Annotated in this window: 24 protein-coding genes; 9 read left to right on the top strand and 15 right to left on the bottom strand. The window is 63.4% G+C overall.

Annotation, left to right across the window (positions count from 1 at the left end):
* Positions 1–223: 223 nt before the first annotated feature.
* The 9 genes from R2APBS1_RS08390 to R2APBS1_RS08355 form a co-directional block, all read right to left on the bottom strand.
* Positions 224–2,272 (bottom strand): DUF4396 domain-containing protein, encoded by a 2,049-nt coding sequence (locus R2APBS1_RS08390; RefSeq protein WP_015447599.1) that lies wholly within the window; start codon positions 2,270–2,272, stop codon positions 224–226.
* Between the two features lie 94 nt (positions 2,273–2,366).
* Positions 2,367–2,819: a DUF411 domain-containing protein gene (locus tag R2APBS1_RS08385; RefSeq protein WP_015447598.1), complete on the bottom strand. Its 453-nt coding sequence runs from the start codon at positions 2,817–2,819 to the stop codon at positions 2,367–2,369.
* A gap of 2 nt (positions 2,820–2,821) precedes the next feature.
* Positions 2,822–3,937 carry a c-type cytochrome gene (locus R2APBS1_RS08380; protein ID WP_015447597.1) on the bottom strand — a complete coding sequence of 372 codons (1,116 nt, stop codon included), beginning with the start codon at positions 3,935–3,937 and terminating at the stop codon, positions 2,822–2,824.
* 11 nt (positions 3,938–3,948) lie between these two features.
* Complete coding sequence (locus R2APBS1_RS20520; RefSeq protein ID WP_015447596.1) at positions 3,949–5,208, bottom strand: copper resistance protein B; 1,260 nt, start codon at positions 5,206–5,208, stop codon at positions 3,949–3,951.
* Positions 5,205–6,983, bottom strand: coding sequence for a copper resistance system multicopper oxidase (locus R2APBS1_RS08370; protein ID WP_015447595.1), 1,779 nt, complete (start codon positions 6,981–6,983; stop codon positions 5,205–5,207). Before R2APBS1_RS08370 ends, R2APBS1_RS20520 begins: the two co-directional genes overlap by 4 nt.
* A gap of 113 nt (positions 6,984–7,096) precedes the next feature.
* Positions 7,097–7,504: a hypothetical protein gene (locus R2APBS1_RS20050; protein WP_157769707.1), complete on the bottom strand. Its 408-nt coding sequence runs from the start codon at positions 7,502–7,504 to the stop codon at positions 7,097–7,099.
* A gap of 58 nt (positions 7,505–7,562) precedes the next feature.
* A complete protein-coding gene (locus tag R2APBS1_RS08365; protein ID WP_015447594.1) occupies positions 7,563–7,892 on the bottom strand; it encodes a hypothetical protein in 330 nt (109 codons plus the stop codon).
* Between the two features lie 111 nt (positions 7,893–8,003).
* On the bottom strand, positions 8,004–8,312 hold the full coding sequence (locus tag R2APBS1_RS08360; RefSeq protein WP_015447593.1) for a hypothetical protein: 309 nt from the start codon (positions 8,310–8,312) through the stop codon (positions 8,004–8,006).
* Positions 8,309–9,472 carry a tyrosine-type recombinase/integrase gene (locus R2APBS1_RS08355; protein WP_015447592.1) on the bottom strand — a complete coding sequence of 388 codons (1,164 nt, stop codon included), beginning with the start codon at positions 9,470–9,472 and terminating at the stop codon, positions 8,309–8,311. Before R2APBS1_RS08355 ends, R2APBS1_RS08360 begins: the two co-directional genes overlap by 4 nt.
* Before the next feature lie 167 nt (positions 9,473–9,639).
* Between R2APBS1_RS08355 and R2APBS1_RS19585 the strand changes: the two genes are divergently transcribed.
* A complete protein-coding gene (locus tag R2APBS1_RS19585; protein ID WP_015447591.1) occupies positions 9,640–10,656 on the top strand; it encodes a DNA-binding protein in 1,017 nt (338 codons plus the stop codon).
* 180 nt (positions 10,657–10,836) lie between these two features.
* Here R2APBS1_RS19585 and R2APBS1_RS08345 read toward each other — a convergent pair whose 3' ends face one another.
* The gene (locus R2APBS1_RS08345; RefSeq protein ID WP_015447590.1) at positions 10,837–11,139 is read right to left on the bottom strand and encodes a PepSY domain-containing protein; all 303 of its coding nucleotides are present in this window, start codon (positions 11,137–11,139) and stop codon (positions 10,837–10,839) included.
* Positions 11,140–11,514: 375 nt separating this feature from the next.
* On the opposite strand from R2APBS1_RS08345, the gene R2APBS1_RS08340 reads away from it, so the two are divergent.
* A complete protein-coding gene (locus R2APBS1_RS08340) occupies positions 11,515–13,068 on the top strand; it encodes a ThiF family adenylyltransferase (RefSeq protein ID WP_015447589.1) in 1,554 nt (517 codons plus the stop codon).
* The gene (locus R2APBS1_RS19580; RefSeq protein ID WP_015447588.1) at positions 13,053–13,526 is read left to right on the top strand and encodes a Mov34/MPN/PAD-1 family protein; all 474 of its coding nucleotides are present in this window, start codon (positions 13,053–13,055) and stop codon (positions 13,524–13,526) included. Before R2APBS1_RS08340 ends, R2APBS1_RS19580 begins: the two co-directional genes overlap by 16 nt.
* A gap of 53 nt (positions 13,527–13,579) precedes the next feature.
* Here the strand turns inward: R2APBS1_RS19580 and R2APBS1_RS08335 are convergent, their stop codons facing one another.
* The gene (locus R2APBS1_RS08335) at positions 13,580–14,482 is read right to left on the bottom strand and encodes a LysR family transcriptional regulator (protein WP_015447587.1); all 903 of its coding nucleotides are present in this window, start codon (positions 14,480–14,482) and stop codon (positions 13,580–13,582) included.
* A 104-nt stretch (positions 14,483–14,586) separates the two neighbouring features.
* Between R2APBS1_RS08335 and R2APBS1_RS08330 the strand changes: the two genes are divergently transcribed.
* The 6 genes from R2APBS1_RS08330 to R2APBS1_RS20685 all read left to right on the top strand — a co-directional run bounded on the left by R2APBS1_RS08330 (position 14,587) and on the right by R2APBS1_RS20685 (position 19,747).
* Positions 14,587–15,225 carry an NAD(P)-dependent oxidoreductase gene (locus R2APBS1_RS08330; RefSeq protein ID WP_015447586.1) on the top strand — a complete coding sequence of 213 codons (639 nt, stop codon included), beginning with the start codon at positions 14,587–14,589 and terminating at the stop codon, positions 15,223–15,225.
* Between the two features lie 9 nt (positions 15,226–15,234).
* Positions 15,235–15,888: a DsbA family protein gene (locus R2APBS1_RS08325; RefSeq protein WP_015447585.1), complete on the top strand. Its 654-nt coding sequence runs from the start codon at positions 15,235–15,237 to the stop codon at positions 15,886–15,888.
* A gap of 292 nt (positions 15,889–16,180) precedes the next feature.
* Positions 16,181–17,170, top strand: a complete 990-nt coding sequence (locus tag R2APBS1_RS08320) for a carbon-nitrogen hydrolase family protein (protein ID WP_015447584.1) — start codon at positions 16,181–16,183, stop codon at positions 17,168–17,170.
* Positions 17,171–17,178: 8 nt separating this feature from the next.
* Complete coding sequence (locus tag R2APBS1_RS08315) at positions 17,179–18,594, top strand: cytochrome ubiquinol oxidase subunit I (protein ID WP_275113305.1); 1,416 nt, start codon at positions 17,179–17,181, stop codon at positions 18,592–18,594.
* The gene (gene cydB / locus R2APBS1_RS08310; RefSeq protein WP_425477025.1) at positions 18,591–19,604 is read left to right on the top strand and encodes a cytochrome d ubiquinol oxidase subunit II; all 1,014 of its coding nucleotides are present in this window, start codon (positions 18,591–18,593) and stop codon (positions 19,602–19,604) included. The genes R2APBS1_RS08315 and cydB overlap by 4 nt, the downstream gene beginning before the upstream one ends.
* The gene (locus R2APBS1_RS20685; protein ID WP_425477019.1) at positions 19,550–19,747 is read left to right on the top strand and encodes a DUF2474 family protein; all 198 of its coding nucleotides are present in this window, start codon (positions 19,550–19,552) and stop codon (positions 19,745–19,747) included. Before cydB ends, R2APBS1_RS20685 begins: the two co-directional genes overlap by 55 nt.
* 638 nt (positions 19,748–20,385) lie before the next feature.
* Here R2APBS1_RS20685 and R2APBS1_RS08300 read toward each other — a convergent pair.
* Genes R2APBS1_RS08300 through R2APBS1_RS08285 form a run of 4 tightly spaced genes read right to left on the bottom strand, consistent with a single transcriptional unit; the run spans position 20,386 to position 23,844 of the window.
* Positions 20,386–21,009 (bottom strand): SCO family protein, encoded by a 624-nt coding sequence (locus R2APBS1_RS08300; RefSeq protein WP_015447580.1) that lies wholly within the window; start codon positions 21,007–21,009, stop codon positions 20,386–20,388.
* Positions 21,006–21,599 (bottom strand): c-type cytochrome, encoded by a 594-nt coding sequence (locus tag R2APBS1_RS08295; protein WP_015447579.1) that lies wholly within the window; start codon positions 21,597–21,599, stop codon positions 21,006–21,008. Before R2APBS1_RS08295 ends, R2APBS1_RS08300 begins: the two co-directional genes overlap by 4 nt.
* Positions 21,596–22,222, bottom strand: a complete 627-nt coding sequence (locus R2APBS1_RS08290; RefSeq protein ID WP_041676893.1) for a cbb3-type cytochrome c oxidase subunit II — start codon at positions 22,220–22,222, stop codon at positions 21,596–21,598. Before R2APBS1_RS08290 ends, R2APBS1_RS08295 begins: the two co-directional genes overlap by 4 nt.
* Before the next feature lie 5 nt (positions 22,223–22,227).
* Positions 22,228–23,844, bottom strand: a complete 1,617-nt coding sequence (locus tag R2APBS1_RS08285) for a cbb3-type cytochrome c oxidase subunit I (RefSeq protein ID WP_015447577.1) — start codon at positions 23,842–23,844, stop codon at positions 22,228–22,230.
* Positions 23,845–23,896: the final 52 nt, after the last annotated feature.

Genomic DNA, 23,896 nt, shown 5'->3' with positions numbered 1-23,896 from the left:
GTGATGGCGAGTGTTCATGTAGCCTCCCATGACGATGGCAATGGATTGACGTCGATTGATGTGCAAGCACGTGTAAGCGGCGAGGTGGATGTGGTGTCAATCGTGGGCGGCTCGACGACATGGGGCGGAACGCGGTCACAGGCGGCGCCATTCCCGAGGGATGCGGCCGGCAGGCCCGGAACGAGGATCTCGTGCCTTCGGGCGTCACGGCCAAAAGTCGCTCTTACTGTGGCGGCATTGGCAACGAATGTCCGTTGGCGTCGAGCACATCGAGCACCATCATCAAGCCGCCGCCGCCTTGCTGCTCCTGGTTGTTGTTGGTCGTATGGTGCGGGATATGGCAGTGCACCAGCCAGCGTCCCGGTTTGCGCGCGGTCCAGATCACGTCGTAACGCTGTCCGGGGCCGACATTCACGGTGTCCGCCTGGAACTGCGCATCCTTGGGTAGGTCAACGCCATCGCGTGCGACCACGGTGAACGGCCCGCCGTGGATATGCATGGGATGCACGAAATTGGTGTTGCTGCCGATGAAGCGGATCTTGATCGTTTCGCCCACGCGCATTTTTACCGTATCGGTCGACGGGTAGGCCTTGCCGTTGATGGTGAAGTAGTTGGGTAGACCGCCTTCCATGTTCATCGCCGGATAGGTGATGCCGTCACGAGCCAGCCATTCCTGCAGCAGGAGGGTGTACTCGTGGTCGGCTTTCACTTCTTTCGCCGGATCGGCCGCCGCCGTTACCTCTTCCGGCGGCAGGTGCAGCGCCGCGAGGCGCTTGAGGTTCTCCAAGTTGTGCGTGGGACGCACGATGAGTGCGCCGTAGAGGCCCAGGCTTTGCTGGCGATCCGGATGATCGTGTGAGTGATAGAAGTAGGTGCCGACCTGTGGCACCACATAGTCGTAAGTGAACGTGGCGCCGGGCGCGATAGGCTTCTGCGTGACCATGGCCGGGCCGTCCATCGCGTTGGGCACGATCAATCCATGCCAATGTAGCGTGGTTGATTCCGGCAGATGGTTGGTGACCACGAAGCGCACGTGATCGCCTTGCTCCAGCTCGATGCGTGGGCCGGGCACCTGGCGATTGACCGCATAAGCGTTCACCGGTCGATCGGCGAGGATGCTCCACTGGATCACTTCGAGGTTGAAGTGAAACACCTTCACCCCCTCGACGATCTGCGGCTGCAGCAGTTGATCGCCTTGGGCAGCGACCGGTGCGGTGTACACGCTGGTACGCGGATCGATACCTGCCATGTCGCGCATGGTCGCGGCCGGGGTTTCCTGGGTGGTGATCATGCCCGGCGGCATGATCAGCTTGCCGACCTCGTGCGCGGACAACCGCATGTTGACGAAGGCGGAGGGTAGCGTCATGCCGGCGATCAGCATCAGGCTGGTGAAGGCAGTGACCGCGATGAGCTGCGCGCGGGTCGGCGTCTTGCCGCCGCCGTGCATGCCGTGGCCGGAGGACGCGTCGTGCATTCCATGCTTGCCGTCATCCTTTCCCGTGACCGCCGACATTACGTGATCGGCGGGCATCGACGCCATCGCGCCATGATCGTGCGACGCGCTCGTCGATGCCTGCGGCCGTTCATCGTGCTGGGGAGGGGCATCGTCGCGCACCGTCATCAGTCCGTGCTTCATGCCGCGCGACACCAGCCACACGTTGACTGGATAGGTCACCGCATAGCCGGCCGTAACGCCCAGCGACATCACGAACCAGAACAGCGGCTCACCCGGCCACATCGCGCGCATGTCGCGCCCCATCATCAACAGCACCATGACCGGCGCCATACCGGCCATCATCGCGTTCATCGAGATGAATTCGGGCATGAACGACTTGCGTACATTTTCCAGATACGACCCGCCCATCATCTTGCGCATGAACAGCGACTGGAAAATCAGCAGGCCAAACAGGAAGCCGGCGGCGTATTCGACGATCAGATCGGCCCACATCGGTAGGCCAATCAGCGAAACCACCACCGCGGCGAGAATGATGCCGGTCGCATCACCAGCGACACAGTGCACGGCCGAGCCTGCGCCCTGTTTCCACAGCGGCTGTACAAACGCTTCATGCGTACCCGGTGTCGGCTCCTTGTCCGCCATCACGTAGAGCAACAAGCCGATCGGCCCCATGTACAGCGTGATCAGTACGAAGCCCCACTTCATGACCGTGGGTTCGGGATTGCCGCGGAACTGATCCCACGCCACATAGATCGCCGAGAGCACCGCAATGGCAAGCCACGCGTAGACAAAAATATCGATCGGCTGCAGGAGCATCGTCACTCTCCGAACCGTACAGAGAGGTCAGGAATCGGTATGGCGCGATCGTGGCCGGCACACGAACGGGCGGTTCGTCCACCGGCCACGGCGATCACGCTTTCGGACCGTGGGTGGCAAAGACGCGGGACGATCCATCCCGGCCGATCAACACCACGTCATAGCGTTCCGGCGCACCCATCTCCATGCCAGGCGAGCCCATCGGCATACCCGGTGCCGCCAGGCCCCGGGCGTCAGGGCGCTCGGCGAGCAGGCGCTGAACATCTTCCACCGGCACGTGACCCTCGATCACATAACCATCGATCAGCGCGGTGTGACAGGAGACGACATCGGCCGGCACACCAAGCCGTGCCTTTACGCTCGCCATCGGCTGGTCCTGGTGCACGGTGACGGTGTAGCCCTGCGCGCGCATGTAATCGACCCACGCGTCGCAGCAGCCGCAGGACGGGTCGCTGTACACGTCCAACGCGTTCGCGGCCATCGCCGCCGGCGCGAACAGCACGGCAAACAGCAAACTGATGCCCATGCGGGAAAACCATCGCTTCATCGTCATTCTCCTGCTACCGGGGTGGTTTGCCACTGGATGGACACGATCTTCCAGCTGTCGCCATCTTTTCTGAGGTTGAGCATCTCGCGGCTGCGCAGCGTGGTCGATTTGCCCTTGACCGTGGCCTGGATGTCGCTCTCGCTACCGACCATGGCGGTGTCGCCCATCGGCATTGAACCCAGCGAGACCGGGGTGATCTTGGCACTATTCAGGAACGCGATGTCCTCGCCCAAGTGACCAGCCGCGTAGGCGTCACGCGTCTGGACATGGCCGCCTTCGCTGATGGTGACATTGGGAGCCAGCAAAGCGAGTACGGCCGCCCGATCGCCGTGCTGCAAGGCCGCCTGGAACGCCTGTGCCACGGCCTCGGCCTCGGGTGCCGCCTTCGGCTTCATGCCCTCCAGCGAAAGCGGGGCTTCAGCCGCGGGCGCGGCGGCCGCCGCATGACCGTGGTCATCTCCCGCAGCCGCGCCATGGCTGTGACCGGCCTCACCGGACATGTCCATGCCTTCCATGTCGGCAGCACCGTGGGCGTCCTCATCGGCGGCCTCACCGTGGCCATGGCCACCGTCCTCTCCCATATGCATGTCCTCATCCGGCGGGGCCTTGGCAACCATGGCTTTGTATTGCGCGGGCGTCATGCCCGGCAGTTTTTCGATGAACGCGACCATGCTCCAGATAGTGGGGTCGTCGTGACCGGGCACCATGCCCCAAGCCGGCATCCCGCTCATCTTGATGCCGTGCTTGATGATCCAGAACGCATCCTTCGGATCGACCCTTACCTGCGACAGGTTTGGCGGTAGCGGGTACAGGCCTTGGCGAAGCTCCGAGTCCTTCATCCCAGGCTTGAGATGACACTGGGTGCACATCGCCGCGTACAGGCCGGCCCCTTTCAAGATCAACTGCTCGTCATTGAGGTCGGGTACCACGATGTCTTTCGAGCGGGCATGGATGGATTGCTCTCGCAGGGTCTGCATTACCGCGAACACCGGCTTGGTGTGGTGGTCGTCAGCACCGATGTTGTAGAGGCCGGAATACACAAACGCACCGGCGCCGAGGGCAAGAACGCCCAGGACAACGGCAACGGTAATGCTGTGATGCTTGATGTGCTGTTTCATGGTATTTCCCCTTAGAACCAGAGTCGGACGCCGGCCACGATCTGCCGGTCGAGAATGGGTTGATGATCCTGGCGTGCGTAGTCGGCCGTGGTGCCGATGCGGCGCACCCAGTTCACCCCGATGTAGGGCGCGAACTGCCGGCGAATCTCATAGCGCAGCCGCAAGCCGAACTGGACGTCGGACACGCCGCTACCGATCCGGCGCTGCGGATCGTTCTTGCCGTAGAGGTTGATTTCCGCTTCCGGCTGCAGGATCAGGCGCTGGGTGAAGAGCATTTCGTAGTCGGCACGCAAGCGTGCCGCCGTGCGACCGGAAGCCCCGACGTAGCCCGTCGCCTCCACCTCGAACCAGTACGGTGCCAGGCCCTGTACGCCGAAGGCCGCCCACGTGCGTTTGGGGCCTTCACCCAGATCCTGCCTGGCACCCAGCTGGGTGCTCCAGTAGGTAGCGATGTTGTGGTTCCAGAACGCTTCAAGGTCGCCGTCTTCCAGCTTGCCGCGGCTACGCTCGCCTTCGGTACGTACCCACAACTTATTCTCGTCGTTGCCATACCAGCCTTCGGCTTCCCAGCTCTGGCCATTGGCATCGCGACCGTGGAACGCTTCGAGCTGATCGATCAACAGCATGCCCAACGACGCGTTGTCAGCCATGTCCATGCCCTTCATGGAACCGTAGCCGACGCCATCGGAGTAATCGGGGCTCCGTGCGTTAGGCGGCGGACTGCCGCCCTGCATGGGGCCCATCGTCATGCCAGGCATCGCGGCCATGCCAGTCATGTCGCCTTGTCCCTTTGGGGGCGTCGCGCTGTGATCCATCCCTTGCATCGCTCCCGGACTCATGCCGGGCATCGATGAATGATCCATCCCGGGCATGTCGCCGACGGGGGCTGCCGATGCGGCGGGCTTGGCCGGCATCGGCATGTCCGACATCGTGCTGTGGTCCATGTTTGGCATGGTGCTGTGATCCATGCCCTTCATGCCGTCCATAGCGTGGGAAGCCGGTGTCGGGGCAGCAGAGACGGGTTTCTTCTTGGCTTTCTTGGCGGGCGCTTTCGTGGCCGGTTTCGCGGCGCTACTGGCGGGAGCCGGCATCGTCATACCGGCCATGCTGCCGTGATCCATGCCCGGCATCGAACTCATGTCCATCGACGAGGTGCTGCTGGACGCGGGCGCGCTCTGCGCCGTAGCAGCCAGCGGCAACGCCAGCAGCACTGCAGCCAGCCATACCGAGCGGTGCGGAGCGGTTGAGGTGTTTCGACGATTCACTTTCATGACACCACCACCTCGCGGAACATGCCAGCTTCCATGTGGTACAGCAGGTGGCAGTGGTAGGCCCAGCGGCCGGGATTGTCCGCCGACACGGCATAGGTGATGCGCTGCGCCGGCTGCACGTTGATGGTGTGTTTGCGTACCTGGAACTGGCCTTGCGGATTTTCCATCTCGCTCCACATGCCATGGAGGTGTATCGGGTGGTTCATCATGGTGTCGTTGACCAGCACGATGCGCAGCCGCTCGCCGCTGTTGAAATGCACCGGCTTGGCATCGGAGAACTTCACGCCGTCGAACGACCAGATGAAGCGCTCCATGTTGCCGGTCAGGTGCAACTCGATCTCGCGAGTGGGCTCGCGTGCATCGATCGGGCCGCCGATCGTGTGCAGGTCGGCGTAGGTCAGCACCCGGCGACCGTTATCGCGCAGGCCGATGCCCGGATCGTCGAGGTTGGTCCGCGGCATATCCACGTGCATGTCGACACCGGGGCCGTATTCCGTGCGGGCGTGCCGCACCACGGGAGGCGCAGGGTCGGTCATGCCTGGCATCGCACCATGATCCATGCCGGCCATGCCCTGCATGCCACTCATGCCCGACATGCCTTGCATGCTGCCGTGACCGGAACCACCCATCGCCATCGCGCCCATCATGTCATCCATGGCGAGCCACTGAATGGGATCGGGCTTGGGCACCTCCGCTTCCATGCCAGCGCGTGGTGCCAGGGTGCCGCGGGCGTAGCCCGAGCGGTCGATTGACTGGGCGAACAGCGTATAGGCGCGTTCCTCCTGCGGCTCGACGATAACGTCATAGGTTTCGGCCACCGAGATGCGGAATTCGTCGACCGACACCGGCTCGATGTCCTGGCCGTCGGCCGAGATCACCGTCATTTTCAGGCCCGGAATGCGCACGTCGAAGATCGTCTGCGCCGAGCCGTTGATGAAACGCAGCCGAAGCTTCTCGCCGGGTTTGAAGATACCGGTCCAGTTGCCGGCCGGTGCCGCACCGTTCATCAGATAGGTGTAGGTGTAGCCGGAAACGTCGCCAAAATCGGTCGGATTCATGCGCATCTCGTTCCACATCTTGCGCATGGCCAGGGCTTGACTCAGGCCTTTCTCGCGCACATCGCGGAAGAAATCCGGCACGGTGGGCTGGGCGAAGTTGTAGTAGTCGCTCTGTTTCTTAAGCTTGGCGAAAATCCGTTCGGGATTTTCGTCGGTCCAGTCGTTGAGCATCACCACATAATCGCGATCGGTGGGATGGCGATCGGGGCCGGCGGGTTCAATCACCAGCGGGCCGTACAGACCCGTCTGTTCCTGGAAACCCGAATGCGAGTGATACCAGTAGGTGCCGGACTGACGCACCTTGAACTGATAGAGGAAGGTTTCGCCGGGCGCAATGCCATCGAAACTGATGCCGGGCACGCCATCTTCCTGAAACGGCAGGATGATGCCGTGCCAGTGGATCGAAGTCGGCACGCGCAGTCGGTTGGTCACGCGCAGGTTCACCGTGGTGCCTTCCTTCCAGCGCAGGATCGGGCCAGGGATGCCGCCATTGACCGTGGTGGCCAGACGCGTGGCACCGGTGTAGTTGACCGGTGTTTCGGCGATATCCAGCGCGAAGTCGGTGCCGCTCAGCACCGTGGGGTGACCGGGGTTGGTCAATGCCCAGACGTTCGAGGGACGCAGCAGGCCCAAACCGGCCACAGCGCCGCCGATGGCGACACCCTGGACGAAACGTCGCCGCGACAAATCTGCAGGGGGCGGGGAAAACAGGTTCATGGACTCTCTCCAGGGCAGGCGGTACCGATCATGCCGATACCGATCACAGCCGATTGCTGGCAATCATCGACACACGACGATCGCCAGCAAAGCTCATCAGAAACGAGGGAGAGTCAGACCGCCGGTGGTCGCAACGGAGGGGCGGTATTCAACGAGGGCGCGCTACGGGGCAGCGGCATGGCGTAACGGGCGGTGATCGCGGCCGAGACCAAAGCCACAGCCGGCTCGGGTGGCATGGTGGTGCTGCACATCGCTGCACAATTACAGGTGTGACCGGTCATGCCGCCGCAGCAACCTGCCTGATCGTCGCAACAGGGTCGGGCTGCCTTGTTGGCGGCTACGTGGTGATGACAGTGTTCACTGACCGCCGCAACCGTTGTGTGCATGGGATGGGAATGAGGCATTCCCGTCATGCCCATCGGTGCAGCGGCCAATGAGTTGATGACCAGCATCAGCCACGCCAGCATGCCCATCGCCCGGAGGCGACGTGAACGGGCGAGCTGACGCAGCGAGAAGGTCATATGGCGAGCATACCCGTGCGACCTGGCACCCTCAACTCTGGAGGTGGGTTCAGATGATTCACGGCTTGCTGAAGCCCATATGCAACGTGATCTTGTCTCCGGCTTTCAGGCTGGCCATGGCGGACGGTGGGAAATGCACCTTCAAAGCCATACCTTCGGTCGTCACATCGACCACACCGGTCTTTGCATCCGCCGCCGTCACGGTCGCTGGCATCTTGTGCATACCCATCATGTTGCCGTGCATACCCTTCATGTCCGAGTGCATGGCCCCCATTTTGTCCATGCCGCTTGCGGGCGTGCTGTCCTGAGCCACGGCGACACCACTTAGGGCCAAAGCGAGCACCAGAGAGCCAAACGTCGAAAGTAATGATTTGCGTGAAATAGTCATATCGCTGTCCCAACGATGAGTTGCCAGACGCAACGGTGAGATCGTGTGCCCATTCGTGTTAACGGAAGTTGAAATTCCTGGCGATAGTTCACTCTGCTTCGGGCCATCTGCTTACACCTTCAAATAATCCTCACAGGCCACGATGAGTTCGCGTACCTCGGGTGCGGCGGCATCAGGGCGGCTCAGAAGTATGGCGCGCAGCTGCGAAATCTGATCGTTATTAGGGATCAACTCCGACGGACTTTCCCACATCCAGTCGACCACGATGGGTAGAAGTTTGGCGGCAGAAAGAGTGGCTACTTCATGCCGGGACGGGACATACATACCTGCACGGAAAACCGGGCTATTCAAGCCATGGCTTTCCCGGGCGGACTTGAACGCACTGTCGGGCATGCCAAAGCGATCGTCGGGGTCAGTCATGGCACGTCTCCTGGGGGAGCGGATGTCTCGCTGCGTGTTTTCGTGGTGCTGGCATGCCGTGCATCTTCTTCCGCATGAATGTAGATCGACGTCGTGCCAATAGAGCTGTGGCGCAGGTTCTGTTGGATGTGGTGAATCGGTGTGCCGTCCTCGGCTTGGTGCGTGGCGGCTGTATGCCGCAGCCAGTGTGTTGATGCCCGCCGCAGACGCGTGGCTTTGGCACAATCCTCCTTTTGCAACGTATCGGCCACGCGTCGGAAGGCGTCCTTGACGATCTGGTAGACCGCGGTAGACGTCAACGGAGACGGCCTTCCGGCGATACCGAGAATGGCCGGTATCTTGCCCTCCATCGCAGGTATTGGTGGCAATCCATAAAAGCGTCGATAGCGTGCGAAATCCACCATGAGACCATCGCTCAGCGGAATCGTGCCCTCAACGCCGCCTTTGCCCACGGTGTGTAGCCACCACCGCCCACGGAGTTGTTGGAAATCACTTTCGCCGGTGGCCGCCGCTTCGGCGGCCCGCAGTGCGGTTTCATAGAGGAAACGAAGGATCCACCGAACGCGTTCGTAGCGTTGCCGCTCCCTCGAAGTGTCTTGCGGCCAGCCATCGACGATCCGCAGTACGTCCTCCCAGAGAGCGCGGTCCAGATAGCGCTCGATGGTGCGCCGGGTTCCGCGGCGCGCCCGTCGTCGCTGCAGCACAAACGGACTGCCAGCGAGATAGCCGGCGCGTACGAGATAATTAAACAGTCCCGCCAGAATGCCCAACGCTTGGCGGCGGCTGCGCTCGGCCAACGGACCGACGAAGAGTCGCCGATGCTCACCGCGACGCGCCAGGCCGTCGTCGCACCAGGTAGCAGGCGGATGCGCGAGGAAGGCTTCGTAGGCGATCACGTCCTCGCGGGTGAGGCTCGACACCGGCTTGCCCCGTACTTGCGTGGCCCAGAGCAACAGCCGCTCGGCTTCTTTGTGGTAACTGCGGAAGGTATGTGGCGAGTCGTGATATTCCGCCAACCACAAGCCGATCGCGGCCACGTCGTCGTTGGCCGCAATCTGCCGCGCCACGCTGGCCGGTGCGCGATTGGTGCCGACGCAACCGGACAGGGCGGGCGGCAAGGCTTGGGGCAACGCCAAAAGACTCACTATCAGCTCAGTCATGCTTTCCAATGTCCCACGCCACGGAATATGCAGGGTATCGTCAAAAGACTTTCGATTATAGGAGTTATCGTAAATTTCTAGGATTAATCGTTATATATATAATGTAATACTGTGATATACATCTATCGTCACTTCAAAAATTGACCCTCCGAGCGACTGGAAATGCCATGAGCCGCATCAGTGACACCCGCCAACGTACCCGCGAAGCCGCTGCGCAGCTCGTTGCCGACGGGAAGCGGCCCCACGAAATCACCGTCGATCAAATCTACGCCGCCATCCAGCAAGGCAGCCGTACGACGATCAATGACGAGCTAAAACTGTGGAAAGGCGATCGCACGAAGGTTGACGCCCTCGGTGCTGATCTCCCGGCCGCCGTGGCCGATGCCATGGAGGCTCTGTGGGTAGCCGCTGTCGAGCAGGGCCAAGCGGTGTTTGCCGAACAGAGTGGCGCCTTGGAAACTGCCTTGGCGGAGGCCGACCAGCAACGGAATGCAGCCGCGCAAGAGCGCAACATAGCACTGGCGACGGTGGCAGCACTGAGTGAACAATGTGAAACACTCCGGCATCAAGTCGCCGCGCAGCAAGCGCGAGCAGAGACTGAGATTGGCGCGAAGAACCAAGCTCTCCAGGATGGGCAGGAACTACAACAAAGACTCATGGCTTTGCAGGCTGAAACCGCTGAACAAATCGAACGTATCCGGCGAGCTCAAACCGAGCAGGCTGAGGAGTTCCAAGCCTTGATAGCGAGTCGGGATGCGGCTTTTCAGGCCGAACGCGATATAGCGAGCGGACGGCTGGAAGTCGCCCAAGCCCGAATGCTGCAGGAGATCGATGCAGCTCGCGAAGGTCAGCGCCGCGCAGAACAGCAGGCCGGCAAAACGCGAGAGCGGCTGGAGCAACAGCAGGCCAGTTTGGCGGAGCTGCGCTTGGAAGCAGGACATCACCGTCGTGAACTGGCCGAACGTGATACCCGCTTAGAGGCATTGGCCGCTACTGTCGCGGATCGCGATCGGATGGCGGTCGAACTGGCCGCGGCTCGCGGGCAATTGGATGGACTGGGAACGGCGATGCGATCGCTGGAAACTCGGGCGACCACGGCCGAATCGCGTATCAGTGCGCTACTGGCAGAACGGATGTCGCCAGCAATGCCTCGGAAAAAACAGGGCAAGCAGCGCGACGCGTAGGCCTCGTTTGAGGCCTACGCGTCGATTTTACCCATTTCCGGGCACGGTCCCTTCGTGAGCTGCAGCAAGTTCGATCAGCAAAAAGCCACTTCGACTGCGCGGCCGGAGCGGCCTCGGATCACTCCGTGTTGGGGCTCGCTTCAAATTAATGTCGCTGGCCGGATGCCGGCCGGCTGAGGATTAATCGTTGCCGTTGTCGATGGAGTTTTCCAAAATCTTGCCGTCTTTGGCGTCTACCCCGATCTCGTGAGTAACACCGGCTGCGGTGATGTCGAAGGAATAGCGCAGGCCGCTTCCGCCCGACTCTTTTTCAAGTTCTTCCTTGACAATCTTTCCGGGAGAAGCTTTCAGGGCGATGCTACGCGCCTCGGCCATCTTGACGTGGGCCTGTGCCGCCAGATCTGCAGGAGTAGCGGCGGCGATGGTTGAAAACGCCATGGCACACAGTGCAAGGGACGAGCTGACGAGCAGGGACTTGCGCATAATTGGTTCTCCAGAATTGAGGTTGTTGGTACCGAAACAGCTCCTCGCGAAGTGTTTGGCAGGCTCAGATTGCTTGTTTGCTCTTAGCTGAGCCTTACCTAGTTAGACGCCCCGTGAGATTTCGTTCAGGTGCATGCACGCTCCGGGAGTTGTTCAGCGTAAGCCGCCGGTTCCGTAACCCACATCGCCATGCTGATCGGGTGACAGCATGTTCGGCGTTTTCGATGTGCAGCCGCGATTCGCAGCAATTCTTCGATGTTGCTAATTTTAGCTGAGTTGAGCTAATTCAATGGAACAGAACCTTAGACGCTACAGTTACTTAGATGTGTTTCTGCGAAAATTTCCAGAATCCCGGCCATACCTCAACGTGGGCTTGTGCGAATTCGCCTGACGATACGCGATTGGGACTTCGTGCACTACCCGACCGTTCAGGTGCTGGAGGCGCCATCTGGCCTCAGTGGCTTGCTCCCGCACATCGACGCCGATCGGGGACTGTGCTACCTCGCGAGCGGCAGTGTGGTCTTGGACCGTTTCCACCCGGAACACGCCATCGTTCAATGCTTGGACTTGGCCCGTCTGGAGCTCGACCGGTTACTCACAGGACCGGTCTATCGACAGAACGAATTTCAATCGGAGTTCGGGGCCAACTGGAACATCGGTCAGCGACCGTTGCCTTGGACGGTGCTCCTCGGCTCGATTCACCCGGACTCCGATCTCGCCAGCGCGTTGCTGGTGGGGCCGCCCGATGAGCGCATGTTGGCGATCAGCAGTCTTCCGGAGGAGATCGCGCGATGGTGCGCCGTGCGGGGTTGGCCGGCGCCCGTCGAGGCAGCGCTGACATGCTGGATCGTGCGCAGCGATCAGGCGCCAACATTGCCACAGAACGCCCTGCCGGGAACCATCGGCGAAATGTTCGCGTGGATCAAGGCCTGGGACACGCGCGCGTATGCAGCGATCCAGCGCATCTTGGGCCGGCCGGATTACCTTGCCCGGCCGCATGTCATGTTTCTGCTGCAATGCCGGGCCGGCTGGTTCGGCTTTGATATGACCTTGGATGCCAGCAAACGACAGGTCTTCCGGCGCAAGCCATCCTATATGCGCCAGAGCTTGCACGGCCGAGGCAGCTCCCGCTCCATCAGTCGCGTGGCTGTCCAGGAGATTGGTCCGAGCTTTGTTCATAGCCGCAACCTCACCTACCACTCCCTCCAGGACCGACGCATTACCGTGATCGGCTGCGGCGCGATTGGCGGCTACCTCGCGCAGGCCTTGGCACGGCTGGGCGCCGGCACCGGCGCTGGCCAGTTGACGCTGATCGATCCGGATCGACTTCGGGCCGAGAACCTCGGTCGACACTGGCTGGGGTACGACAGTCTCTTTCTGCCCAAAGCCGAGGCGGTGCAGCGGCGCCTTCAGCAGGAGTTCCCCACCATCAATGTGATGGCCTGTCCGCGGGAAGCGAATTGGCACGATGACCTGTGTGGGGACTTGATCATCGACGCCACCGGCGAAGAGGCGCTTAGCGAAGCGCTGAACTGCCATCGCTTGCAGGTCGATTCTGCAGTGCGCCCTCCTCTGTTGCATGTGTGGATCGTAGGTAACGGCGACTGCGCCCAGGCGTTGTGGGTTGATACCCCGAAATTCGCCTGCTATCGGTGCCTACGCTGCAATGACGGTGCGCGCACGCCCCGATTCCCGGTGATGAATCACCCGGTGGAACAGCGCAACTTGGGATGTCACGCCTTCACACCCTTTGCGGTGTCCGCCCCCATGTCGGCCGCTGCCTTGGCGAGTGACCTGGTGATCGACTGGATGCGTGGCGATCCCTCCCCTCGCTTTCGCACTCGCACCACTGAAAGCGCCGACATCAGGAAGCTCAAACCACAAAATCTGACGCCGCTGACGGGGTGCCCGGCATGCTCGCCTCGCTGATTGGCGACAATCCATGTGCCTGGGGTGGTCAAGTGCTGATCGAGGCACGGGTGCTGATCACCATCAGTCGCCATCGCCAAGACGCACCACGAAAAGCCGAGGCCGGAGGCATTTTGCTCGGGCAACGCCGGGGCATCCACTTGCACGTGGTCGAAGCAACAGAGCCAGCACCGAAGGATCGCCGCGGACGCACCCATTTCGACCGATCGCCGGCGGCCCATCAAGAGATCGCCACCGCGCGATGGCATCGAAGTGGCGGCACAGTCGACTATGTCGGGGAATGGCACACCCATCCCGAAGACATGCCGCGTCCGTCGCGAATTGATCAGGAGGCGTGGCAGGCGATCTACCGTTCAAGAGCACCGGTTCCCATGATTTTCATCATTGCGGGTATGTCGGGGCGTCATTGGGTTGGATTGGGCCAGCATGACGCCCTACATGAGATCCGCTTCGCCTAGCGGTATGTAGCTACCATTGCCGCTAGGCCATCATCCGCAGTGACGACCGCTATTCAGCGCGCTGCGTGCATCCGGGTGCGCAGGAACTCGACGAACGTTCGGCTTGAGGACGATATGTGGGTGCCGGGCGGATACACGGCAAAGATGCCGCCGGAGGGTAGCTGCCAATCCGGCAGGACGCGAACCAGCACTCCTTCCGACAGTTCGCGAGAAAAGGCGTGAAGACTCGCGACGGAAATGCCTGCGCCCGCCATCAGCCATGAACGAAGCACGGTCGGGGAATCGGTTTTGAGGCGCGCCGACATGCGCACCGGAACCTTTTCCCCATCGCGTTCGAATGTCCACGTCAAGGGGGCGCGGAGCAAGGACAACTCGATCCATTGCTGATTGGCGAGGTCGCTCGGCGCGACGATCGGACGGCTGCGCGCGAGATAGCCGGCTGACGCCAGCACGACCTGATGGAAGTCGGCGAGCTTGGTCACCCGCATGCTGGAATCCGGCAGCCAGCCGATGCGGATCGACACGTCGATGCCCTCGGCGATCAGGTCCTGGATGTGGTCGGAGGCGCGCAGGTCGATCTTCAGCAAGGGATGTGCGCGCGAGAACTCGGCAGCCACGGGGGCGATGACCTGCGCGGCATGGTCGATCGGTGCGCCGATGCGCAGCGTCCCCGACAGCTCGGGTTGCGTGTTCCCCAGCCGCTCCAGGCTGCTGTCGATGTCGCCCAGTAAAGGCGCGCATCGTTCGTAGAGAAAACGTCCCTCTTGCGTCAGGCCCACCCGTCGCGTGGTGCGTCGTAGCAGCTGGGTAGCCAGGGCCGACTCGAGTTTTCGAATCTGCTGACTCACCTGTGGCCGGGTCACCCCCAGTCGTTCCGCAGCGGCTGTGAAGCTGCCGACGGCGGCCACTGCGACGAAGGTGCGGAGGAGATTAAGGTCCGGGACGGGTGGCGGCATTGGTAACAATCACATACCAAAGATGTATGAATTGTAGGCTTTTTCCCATCTATTGTAGAGCCCACTATTTGTCCACGGGATTTCCCCGAATTGGAGATGGTGTAATGAAAATTGCCCTTATCGGTGCCAGCGGCTTCCTTGGGTCGGCAATCCGCGACGAAGCCCTCGCCCGTGGCCATCAGGTCACCGGTCTTGTCCACCATCCGGATCGCCTTGCGGCCGCCTCTGGCCTGACCGTGCTCAAATCGGACGCGTTCGATACGCCGGCGCTGGCAGCGCAACTGGCCGGAAACGACGTCGTGATCAGTGCCTTCAGCGGACACGCCAGTGAAGACGTGTATGGCTACTACATGCGCGGCATCCGCTCGATCATCGCGGCGGCCAAGCGCGCAGGCGTGCCGCGCCTGATGCTCGTCGGCGGCGCCGGCAGCCTGGAGATCGAGCCGGGCCAGTTGCTGATCGACTCGCCGACCTTCCCCGCCGACTGGCGCCCCACGGCCGAAGGCGCGCGGGATGCGCTTGCCTTGCTGCGGGAAGACAGCGACATCAACTGGACGGTACTCGCCCCGCCGCCGGCGATCCAACCGGGCGAGCGCACGGGCCAATACCGGGTCGGCAAGGACAATGTGCTGTTCGGAGCCAACGGTCCGAGCGACATCTCGACCCAGGACTTCGCGATGGCGTTCATCGACGAGGTCGAGAACCCTCGCCATCCGCGAGCGCGTTTCACCGTGGCTTACTGAGGAATCGGCATGAACACGTCTGTCGAAACCACTCCGCTGGTGTTGTACGTCTTCGACGCCTACTGCGGCTGGTGCTACGGCTTCTCGCAGAAAATGGCCGAGTATGAAGCGGCCCATCGCCACCGGGTTCGATTCGACGCGATCAGCGGCGGCCTGTTCGTGGGCGAGCGTGCTCTCCCCATAGGCGCTTACCCGCACATCCCCGGGGCGAATGCGCGCATTGCGAGCCTGTCCGGCGTGACGTTTGGCGCTCCGTATCTCGACGTGTTGAAGGACGGCCGTCTCATGATGAACTCGGCCGACGTCGCCGCCGGCTACGCGGCGCTCCGTGAGCAGGCGCCGGATCGCGCCATCGAACTCGTGCACCTGGTCCAGGAGGCGTTCTACCTGCACGGCAAGAACTTTTCCGACCCGCAAACCTTTGTGGAGCTTGCACGGAAGGCCGGCCTCGACGACCGTCGGGTGGCCTCGCTGCTGAGTTCCGGCGAGGCGTCCCGGATGGCCGCGGCGGACTTCCGGCGCGCGCGCGAACTCGGTGTGGCGAGTTACCCCACGGTGCTCTACATCCAGGATGATCGCATCGTGCCGTTGCCGGCGACCGGATCGACCCTGGAGGAATTCACCGCCGCCTTGAACGCGGCGATGGCCGACCCCCGACGATAGCCTTTCCCGGAGAACGACCGGGAGAGGCAGCGTTCCCCGGTCCCGCAAGGCCCGGGCTTGCCGGGGCGACGAGGATGCATCGAGTGGCACCGAACGGCCCGCGGCGCCGCGGCATCGAGGAACGGGAATCAGCCAGGAACGCGGTATCTGGACAAGCCATCCGTTGTCGGGCCGGCGCTTTCCGAGCATGCTGATCGCGGCGATCCCGAAGGCGGTCTGGCCCCGCCTGCAAGCGGGGTCTCTCAACCGGCACTCGGCGCCAGCCGCGGTGTGATTCAAAGGATCCTTCGTCATGTCCCTCATCAAAGCCGCCGTCGTTCAAGCCGCCCCGGGACTGTTCGATACGAAGAGAACCGTGGAAAAGCTCGCCGAGCTGACCCGCGATGCGGCCGCCAGGGGTGCGAACCTCGTGGTCTTTCCGGAAGCCTTCGTCGGCGGCTACCCCAAGGGACTCGACTTCGGAGCGCGGCTCGGCAGCCGAAGCGCGGAGGGGCGCGAGGAATTCCGGCGTTACTACGAGGGCGCCATGACCGTTCCCGGCGCCGAAGCCGTCCGCATCGGCGACATCGCGCGCGACAATGGCGTCCATCTCGTCGTCGGCATCATCGAACGGGACGGCGGCACGCTCTATTGCTCGACGCTCACCTATGCACCGTCGGGCAAGCTCCTCCACAAACACCGCAAACTGATGCCGACGGCCCTGGAACGCCTGGTCTGGGGGTTCGGCGACGGTTCGACCATCGGCGTCGTCGACTCGGACATCGGGCGGATCGGCAGCGTCATCTGCTGGGAGAACTACATGCCGCTGCTGCGCGCGGCCATGTACGCACAGGGTGTCGAGCTCTACTGCGCGCCGACCGTGGACGATCGCGATACCTGGCTGCCGACGATGCGCACCATCGCGCTCGAAGGGCGCTGCTTCGTGATCTCGGCCTGCCAGTACCTGACGCGCGGCGACGGCCCGGCGGACTACGCCCCGATCCAGGGTGATGACCCGGCAACGGTGCTGATCCGGGGTGGCTCTTGCATCGTCGATCCGCTCGGCAACGTGCTGGTCGAGCCCGATTTCACCGGCGAGACGATCAAGGTCGCCGAGATCGACCGGCGGATGATCGCGCGCGGCAAGTACGATCTCGACGTCGTGGGCCATTACGCAAGGCCCGACGTCTTCCAGCTCTTCGTCGACACGCGGTCGAAGTCGGCCGTTACCTTCGACAGCCCCCGTCTTCCGCCTCCCGGCTCGGATACCATCGACGCCGGGCAAACCCAGGAGGGCTCGTGATGTTCGGCCTGACCGCACTCGAACTGGCGCGCATCCAGTTCGGTTTCACCATCTCCTTCCATATCATCTTCCCGGCGATCACCATCGGCCTGGCCAGCTATCTGGCCGTGCTGGAAGGCCTGTGGCTCCGGAAGAAGGATACGGTCTATCGCGACCTCTACCAGTTCTGGTCGAAGATCTTCGCGGTGAACTTCGCCATGGGCGTCGTCTCCGGCCTCGTCATGGCGTACCAGTTCGGCACCAACTGGAGCTATTTCTCGTCCTTCGCCGGCTCGATCACCGGCCCGCTGCTCGCCTATGAGGTATTGACTGCCTTTTTCCTCGAGGCGGGCTTCCTCGGGGTCATGCTGTTCGGGTGGAACCGGGTGGGACCAGGCCTGCACTTCTTCGCCACCCTCATGGTGGCCATCGGCACGCTGATTTCGGCGACGTGGATTCTCGCCTCCAACAGCTGGATGCAGACGCCGCAGGGCTTCGAGGTCGTCAACAACGTCGTCGTGCCGGTCAACTGGTTCGAGGTGATCTTCAATCCCTCCTTCCCCTACCGCCTGGCGCACATGACGGTCGCCGCCTTCCTTGCCACCGCCCTTTTCGTGGGCGCATCCGGCGCATGGCATCTCCTGCGCGGCAATGACAATCCCTGCGTCAGGAAGATGTTCTCGATGGCGATGTGGATGGTGCTGATCGTCTCGCCGATCCAGATCTTCATCGGCGATCTCCACGGCCTGAATACGCTGAAGTACCAGCCGGCCAAGATCGCGGCGATGGAAGGCCACTGGCGCAACGAGCCGGGGGCCGGCGCGCCGCTGATCCTGTTCGGCTGGCCGGACATGGAAGCCGAAAAGACGCGCTACAAGGTCGAGATTCCCCGGCTGGGAAGCCTCATCCTGACCCACAGCCTGGACGGCCAGTATCAGGGTCTGAGCGAGTTCCCGCGCGAGGATCGCCCTGATGCCACGATCGTCTTCTGGTCGTTCCGCATCATGGTCGGGCTCGGCATGCTCATGCTGCTTCTCGGCGTCTGGAGCGTCTGGCTGCGCTGGCGCAGAAACCTGTTCGCGCCATCCGGCTTCCTGCGCTTTGCGACCTGGATGGGGCCGTCCGGCCTAGTCGCCCTCCTGGCCGGCTGGTTCACGACGGAAATCGGCCGGCAACCCTGGCTGGTCTATGGCGTGATGCGCACCGCGGATGGCGTCTCGAACCATTCCGCGCTCGCGCTGTCGACGACTCTCATCGTGTTCATCGTCATGTATTTCGCCGTGTTCGGAACCGGCGTCAGCTACATGCTCAAGCTCGTCGCCAAGGGCCCGGGCGAGAGCGGGGACGCCTCCCCTTCCGATGATCCCGGTCAGGCGCGTCGGCCTGCCCGCCCCCTGTCGGCGGCCCCCGACGATATCGATCCCGCGTTGAACCAAGGAGGCTGACCATGGGCATCGACCTTCCTCTCGTATGGATCATCATCATCGGCTTCGGCCTGATGATGTACGTCATCATGGACGGCTTCGACCTGGGCATCGGCATCCTGTTTCCCTTCGTGTACGGTCGCGAGGATCGCGACGTGATGATCAACAGCGTGGCGCCGGTATGGGACGGCAACGAGACGTGGCTCGTCCTGGGTGGCGCCGCCCTGCTGGCGGTCTTTCCGCTCGCCTACGCCGTCATCCTGAGCGCGCTCTACCTACCCTTGATGTTGATGCTGGCGGGCCTGATCTGGCGGGGCGTCGCCTTCGAGTTCCGCTTCAAGGCCGACGAAAGCCACAAGACTTTCTGGGACAAGGCTTTCATCTGGGGCTCCTACATCGCCACCTTCTCGCAAGGGCTTGTGCTCGGCGCCTTCATCAGCGGCTTCAAGGTCGAGGGCGGCGCCTATGCCGGCGGGCTGCTCGACTGGTTGACGCCATTCAGCCTGTTCACGGGCGTCGGGTTGGTGGTGGCCTATGCCCTCCTGGGCGCCACCTGGCTGGTGATGAAAACCGAGGGCCATCTGCAGCAGCGCATGCGACGACTCGGCCGGCCCATCACGCTGGTTGTGCTGGCGACGATCGTCATCGTCAGTCTCTGGACGCCGTTCGCGCATCCTGACATCGCAACACGCTGGTTCGCTCTGCCGAACCTGTTCTACTTCGCGCCAGTGCCCTTGCTGGTGCTGCTGGCCACATGGGGGCTGCTGAAGTCGCTGGGCACCGAGGGCCATGCGGCTCCGTTCCTGTTGTCCCTTGGGTTGCTGTTCCTCGGTTATACAGGACTGGCGATTAGCCTGTGGCCGAACATCATCCCGCCTGCGATCTCCATCTGGGAGGCTGCCGCACCTCCCCAGAGCATGGGATTCACGCTGGTCGGGGCGCTGTTCATCATCCCCTTCATCCTCATCTACACCGCATGGTCTTATTACGTTTTTCGCGGCAAGGTGAAGGCCGGCGAGGGATATCACTGATGGCCGTGGAGCCGCGACCGCGCGGCCTGTGGCTGCGCCGCATCGGCTGGCTGATCGCCATCTGGGCCGCAAGCATCGCCGCACTTGCGGTTATAGCCCTGATCTTCCGGGTGGTGATGAGCATGGCCGGCATGACGCGCTGATCGCGCCGCCGCGCAGGCGAGCGTTGCAGCCGTGACCCCGCCAACGTGGCATGGCCGGTTCAGTTCATGAGAGTCGTCGCGGTCACGCAGCGCCGGATGGCGCAGCAAGGCGACGAAGCCGCCGACCAGCAGCATGCTCGCCCACACCACCATCGCCGCGCCGGCCAGCGCCTGCTCACCGGCGAGGTAGACGCTGCACAGTTGCTCGGGCGCCTCGTGATAAAGCATGCCCGCCACGAACAGCATGCCGACCGCGTTGAGCACGAAGGACACCTGCAACACCAGCGACACGCGGCGCCAGCTCGCGCCGAGAAGCAGGCCGGCGCCGACGAGGCTGGCGGCCTTGGCGAAACCGAGGGCCGGCTCCAGTACCGCGCGATCGAGAGCGACCGGCAGCATCCAGTACGCGCCGACCAGGCTGGCGGCGAGCAGCGCGACCAGTCCGTTCGGGTCCCAGCGCGCCAGCGAGTGCGACAGGCGCGGGCCGGCCGCGTGCGCCGCAGTGAGGCCGATCGCGAACAGCAGCGGCAATTCGAGCGCCATGTGCAGCGCCATCGTCGCCTCGAGCACGGGCCGCGCGAACGCGCAGGCGGCGAGTGCGAGGCCGGGCGCGACACCGGACGAGAGGCGCGGCATCGTCAGTCGCGCAGCAGGTCGGCGAGCGCGAGATTCGGCCGATCGACGTCGTAGACACGATCGATGCGGCCCTGCGCGTCGAGGCGGAACAACGCCGCGTTGTGCGTGTAGCCGCCGAACTCATCGCGCAGCACGACGATGCCGAACGTGCGCAGCAACGCATCGAGCTGCGCCGGATCGGCCACGGTCGCGAACGTCCACAGGCTCGCGTCGGCGCGCTGGCCACGCGCGTAGGCGCGTAGCGCGGCTGGCGTGTCGCGCGCGGGGTCGAAGCTCAACGTGACCAGATGCACGCGCTCGCCGAGGCCGCGGTGGCGCAGCTCGCGCTGTAGCCAGGCCTGGCCGGACGCCGTGGTGCGGCAGATCGTTTCGCACTGCGTGTAGACGAGGCTGACCAGCAGCACCCTGCCCGCCGCGTCGCGTAGGTCGGCGAAGCGCACGCGCTGCGCGTGGCTGTCGACCAGTTCGATGTCCGGCACCGCGCGCGGTGCACGCTCGATGGCAACGCGGCGCGCGCCTTCGCTGGTGATCGCGGCGAAACCGCAGGTCACATCGGCGAACGCGACGAGCGCGAAGGACGCCAGCGCGGCGAGGGCGAGCCCTGTGCGCAGCGCGGTTGTGTTCACGGCGTTGCCACATCCTTCGCGGCAAGGAAGCCTTTCAACTCGTCGACGCCATGCCACGGTGTCGTGCGCGCGGCCGATTGCTTGCGCGCGGCGGCGACCGCGGCCTCGTCGACCGCGCCGGCGCCATTGCCCCAATCCGCGCGGATATGCGTGAGCACGGCGGCGATCTCGGCATCGCTCAGTTGCTCGCCGAACGCCGGCATCGCACCATCGTATGTCGTGCCAAGCACCTTGATCGGGCCGGTGAGGCCGTGCAGCACGATCTGTGTCGCCAGCACCGCATCGTCGATCACCCACGGCGAACCGGCGAGCGGCGGGAACACGCCGGGCAACCCCTGGCCATTGGCCTGATGGCAACCCTGGCAACGCGTGTAGATCTCGGCGCCATTGGCCGGGCCGGCCTGCACGGCCGCGAGCGCAACCGGATCGCGGCCGTCGCCGAGTTCGGCCGGCGCGTTCGCGCTCTGCATCACGATATAGCTGCCGGCCCAGATCACCAGGCCGACCACCAGCGCGAGCACGACGCGCGGCACCGGATTGTTGGACTCGTTCGGATCGGCGTTCTCGCCTTGGCGGATCGGCTCGTTCATGGTGCGGCCTTCTTCGGTTCAGCTGCGGCGCTCGCATCGGGCGCGAGTACTGGGTAGGTGTGCTTGAGCGCGACCAGGTAAGCGACGAGATCCAGCGCGTCCTGCGTCGCGATCACCTTCTTGCCGGGGGGCTCGACGCCAGGCGGCAGCGCCACGACGCGATCGTCGCGGCCCACTTCGTCGAACTCGCGCAGCGCGAACAGGAACGGAAACGCCGGCATGATGCTGCCCTTGACGTAGGCACGCGGCTGGTAGAGATGACCCAGGTGCCAGTCGACGCTGGGCTGGCGCACGCCGATGTTGAACAGGTCCGGCCCGGTGCGCATCGTGCCGAGCAGCGGCGGATCGTCGTAGGTATAGTCGGCCGCGACCGACGGCCGACCCCAGCCGCGGCGTGCATCGGCACGGCCGGCTCCGGTGCTGCTCGGCTGCTGCGAATGGCAGGCTATGCAGCCGTTGCCGATGTAGATCTCGCGCCCGCGCGCCTCGGCGGCGCTGTACGGCGCAAGACCTTCCGGTGCGGCGACATGCTTGAGCTGCAGGAACGGCACCAGGATCATCGCCGCGGTCGCGAGTGCGAGCGTGACCAATGCGCCGCCGATCAGTTTGAGTTCGTTTTCCATCGTCATCAGCCCGTGACGTTAAGCGGCAAAGATTGGACGCGCGTGCGCCATGCCGTTGCGCGCACCGCGAGGAAGAAATGCCAGGCGAACACCAGATGACCCGCCGTCATCAGCGCACCGCCGAGCGAGCGGCCTTGCAGCCATGGCAAGGTCACCGCGACCGAATCCATGAACGGCCGCGCCGGATCGAGCAGGGCCAGGCCCTGCAACACGCCGCCGACGCTCAGCGTCACGAGATAGAAGAGGAAGCCCGCCACGACGAGCCAGAAGTGAAGCGCGATCAGGTGCGGTCGCGGCCAGCGCAAATCGAGCACGCGCGGCAGCGCGAAATAGATGCCGCCGAACGCGACCATCGAAACGAAGCCGTACATGCCCAGGTGCGCATGCGCGACGGTGAAATGGGTGAAGTGGGTGACCGCGTTGACCGAGCGCAGCGCCTCGAATGTGCCCTGCAGCGACGCCAGCGTGTACATCACCGCGCCGAAGAAGATGAAACGCAGCGAATAGGAATGGCGCAGCGCGTCGAAATTCCCTCTCAGGGTCAGGTGCATGTTGAGCGAGAACGCGATGACCGGAATTACCATCATCACGCTCTGTACGATCGACAGCGTGATCAACCACTCCGGCACCGGCCCGCCGATCAGGTGATGGGCGCCGACCTGGCCGTAGAAGAACGCCAGCGTCCAGAAGCCGAGCAGCGAGAGATTGTACGACTGCACCGGCCGGCCGATGATCTTCGGCAGGAAGTAGTACACCGCGGCAATCGACAATGGCGTGTAGAACAGGCCGAGCACGTTGTGTCCGAACCACCAGTTCATCGTCGCCATCTCGATGCCGAAATGCACCCCAGGCACCTTGGCGACCAGATAAAGCACCGGAAACCAGAACAGCGCCGCGCCGATGTACCAGACCGATACATAAAGGTGATGCACGCGCTTGCGCCGCAGGGTGAACACCATCGGCAGGCCGATCAGCATGCCGCCGAAGGCGAACAACCCGCCGACCTGCCAGGGAATCTCCAGCCACTCCAGCCCGGCGCTGAGGCCGAACGCGATGGCGATGAGGCCGGCGACAAGGCCCGCGTTCCAGATCAGTGCGCCGACAAGGACGAAGCGAGCGCCGATCAGCGGCGTGCGCAGCAGGCGCGGCAGCATCCATATCGCCAGTCCGAGCAGCGCCTGAGGCGCCCAGCCGTAGGCGACGGCGTTCAGATGCAGGGTGCGCAGGCGGCCGAACGTGAGCCAGCCGTATTGGTCGAGCAGCTCCGGCCAGTGCAACTTGAGCGAGCTGACGAGGCCGGCTAGCGAGGCGACGATCAGCCACACGATCGCGTAGGTGAACAGCGCGAAGGCCGGCTGCGCGCTCGACCGATCGGCGGCTTCGCGCGCGGCCAGCTCGGCGGCCGTGGTCGGTCCGAGCACGCGCGCATCGCGTTGCAGCGTGTGCGCCTGCCCTGCATCGGCGGCAGGATCTTCGACATGGCCAATCTCGCCTTGCGCGAAGATCGTGCGCGCACCGCCAGCATCGGCGTCGAACAGGCCCTTGCGCAGCGACCAGATGAAGGCGAATAAGCCGGCGATCGAGAGCAGGAAGGTGGCAAGCAGGATGGCGGTCGGGTTCATCAACGGCTTCTCGGGGACGGGCCGCCCATGGCGGCTTGGAAAATGGCCGCAC

This window comes from Rhodanobacter denitrificans (assembly GCF_000230695.2).
GTDB lineage: Bacteria > Pseudomonadota > Gammaproteobacteria > Xanthomonadales > Rhodanobacteraceae > Rhodanobacter > Rhodanobacter denitrificans.
This window is presented reverse-complemented; position numbering and strand designations above follow the sequence as displayed.

Coding starts and splice junctions, on each gene's coding strand:
- R2APBS1_RS08320 (WP_015447584.1), top strand. CDS start 16,181: ATGTCCCTCATCAAAGCCGCCGTCGTTCAAGCCGCCCCGGGACTGTTC.
- R2APBS1_RS20685 (WP_425477019.1), top strand. CDS start 19,550: ATGGTCTTATTACGTTTTTCGCGGCAAGGTGAAGGCCGGCGAGGGATA.
- R2APBS1_RS20050 (WP_157769707.1), bottom strand. CDS start 7,504: ATGACCTTCTCGCTGCGTCAGCTCGCCCGTTCACGTCGCCTCCGGGCG.
- R2APBS1_RS08330 (WP_015447586.1), top strand. CDS start 14,587: ATGAAAATTGCCCTTATCGGTGCCAGCGGCTTCCTTGGGTCGGCAATC.
- R2APBS1_RS08285 (WP_015447577.1), bottom strand. CDS start 23,844: ATGAACCCGACCGCCATCCTGCTTGCCACCTTCCTGCTCTCGATCGCC.
- R2APBS1_RS08370 (WP_015447595.1), bottom strand. CDS start 6,983: ATGAACCTGTTTTCCCCGCCCCCTGCAGATTTGTCGCGGCGACGTTTC.
- R2APBS1_RS08385 (WP_015447598.1), bottom strand. CDS start 2,819: ATGAAGCGATGGTTTTCCCGCATGGGCATCAGTTTGCTGTTTGCCGTG.
- R2APBS1_RS08380 (WP_015447597.1), bottom strand. CDS start 3,937: ATGAAACAGCACATCAAGCATCACAGCATTACCGTTGCCGTTGTCCTG.
- R2APBS1_RS08335 (WP_015447587.1), bottom strand. CDS start 14,482: ATGCCGCCACCCGTCCCGGACCTTAATCTCCTCCGCACCTTCGTCGCA.
- R2APBS1_RS08325 (WP_015447585.1), top strand. CDS start 15,235: ATGAACACGTCTGTCGAAACCACTCCGCTGGTGTTGTACGTCTTCGAC.
- R2APBS1_RS19585 (WP_015447591.1), top strand. CDS start 9,640: ATGAGCCGCATCAGTGACACCCGCCAACGTACCCGCGAAGCCGCTGCG.
- R2APBS1_RS08390 (WP_015447599.1), bottom strand. CDS start 2,272: ATGCTCCTGCAGCCGATCGATATTTTTGTCTACGCGTGGCTTGCCATT.
- R2APBS1_RS08360 (WP_015447593.1), bottom strand. CDS start 8,312: ATGACTGACCCCGACGATCGCTTTGGCATGCCCGACAGTGCGTTCAAG.
- R2APBS1_RS08290 (WP_041676893.1), bottom strand. CDS start 22,222: ATGGAAAACGAACTCAAACTGATCGGCGGCGCATTGGTCACGCTCGCA.
- R2APBS1_RS08365 (WP_015447594.1), bottom strand. CDS start 7,892: ATGACTATTTCACGCAAATCATTACTTTCGACGTTTGGCTCTCTGGTG.
- R2APBS1_RS19580 (WP_015447588.1), top strand. CDS start 13,053: ATGCTCGCCTCGCTGATTGGCGACAATCCATGTGCCTGGGGTGGTCAA.
- R2APBS1_RS08345 (WP_015447590.1), bottom strand. CDS start 11,139: ATGCGCAAGTCCCTGCTCGTCAGCTCGTCCCTTGCACTGTGTGCCATG.
- R2APBS1_RS08295 (WP_015447579.1), bottom strand. CDS start 21,599: ATGAACGAGCCGATCCGCCAAGGCGAGAACGCCGATCCGAACGAGTCC.
- R2APBS1_RS08355 (WP_015447592.1), bottom strand. CDS start 9,472: ATGACTGAGCTGATAGTGAGTCTTTTGGCGTTGCCCCAAGCCTTGCCG.
- R2APBS1_RS20520 (WP_015447596.1), bottom strand. CDS start 5,208: ATGAAAGTGAATCGTCGAAACACCTCAACCGCTCCGCACCGCTCGGTA.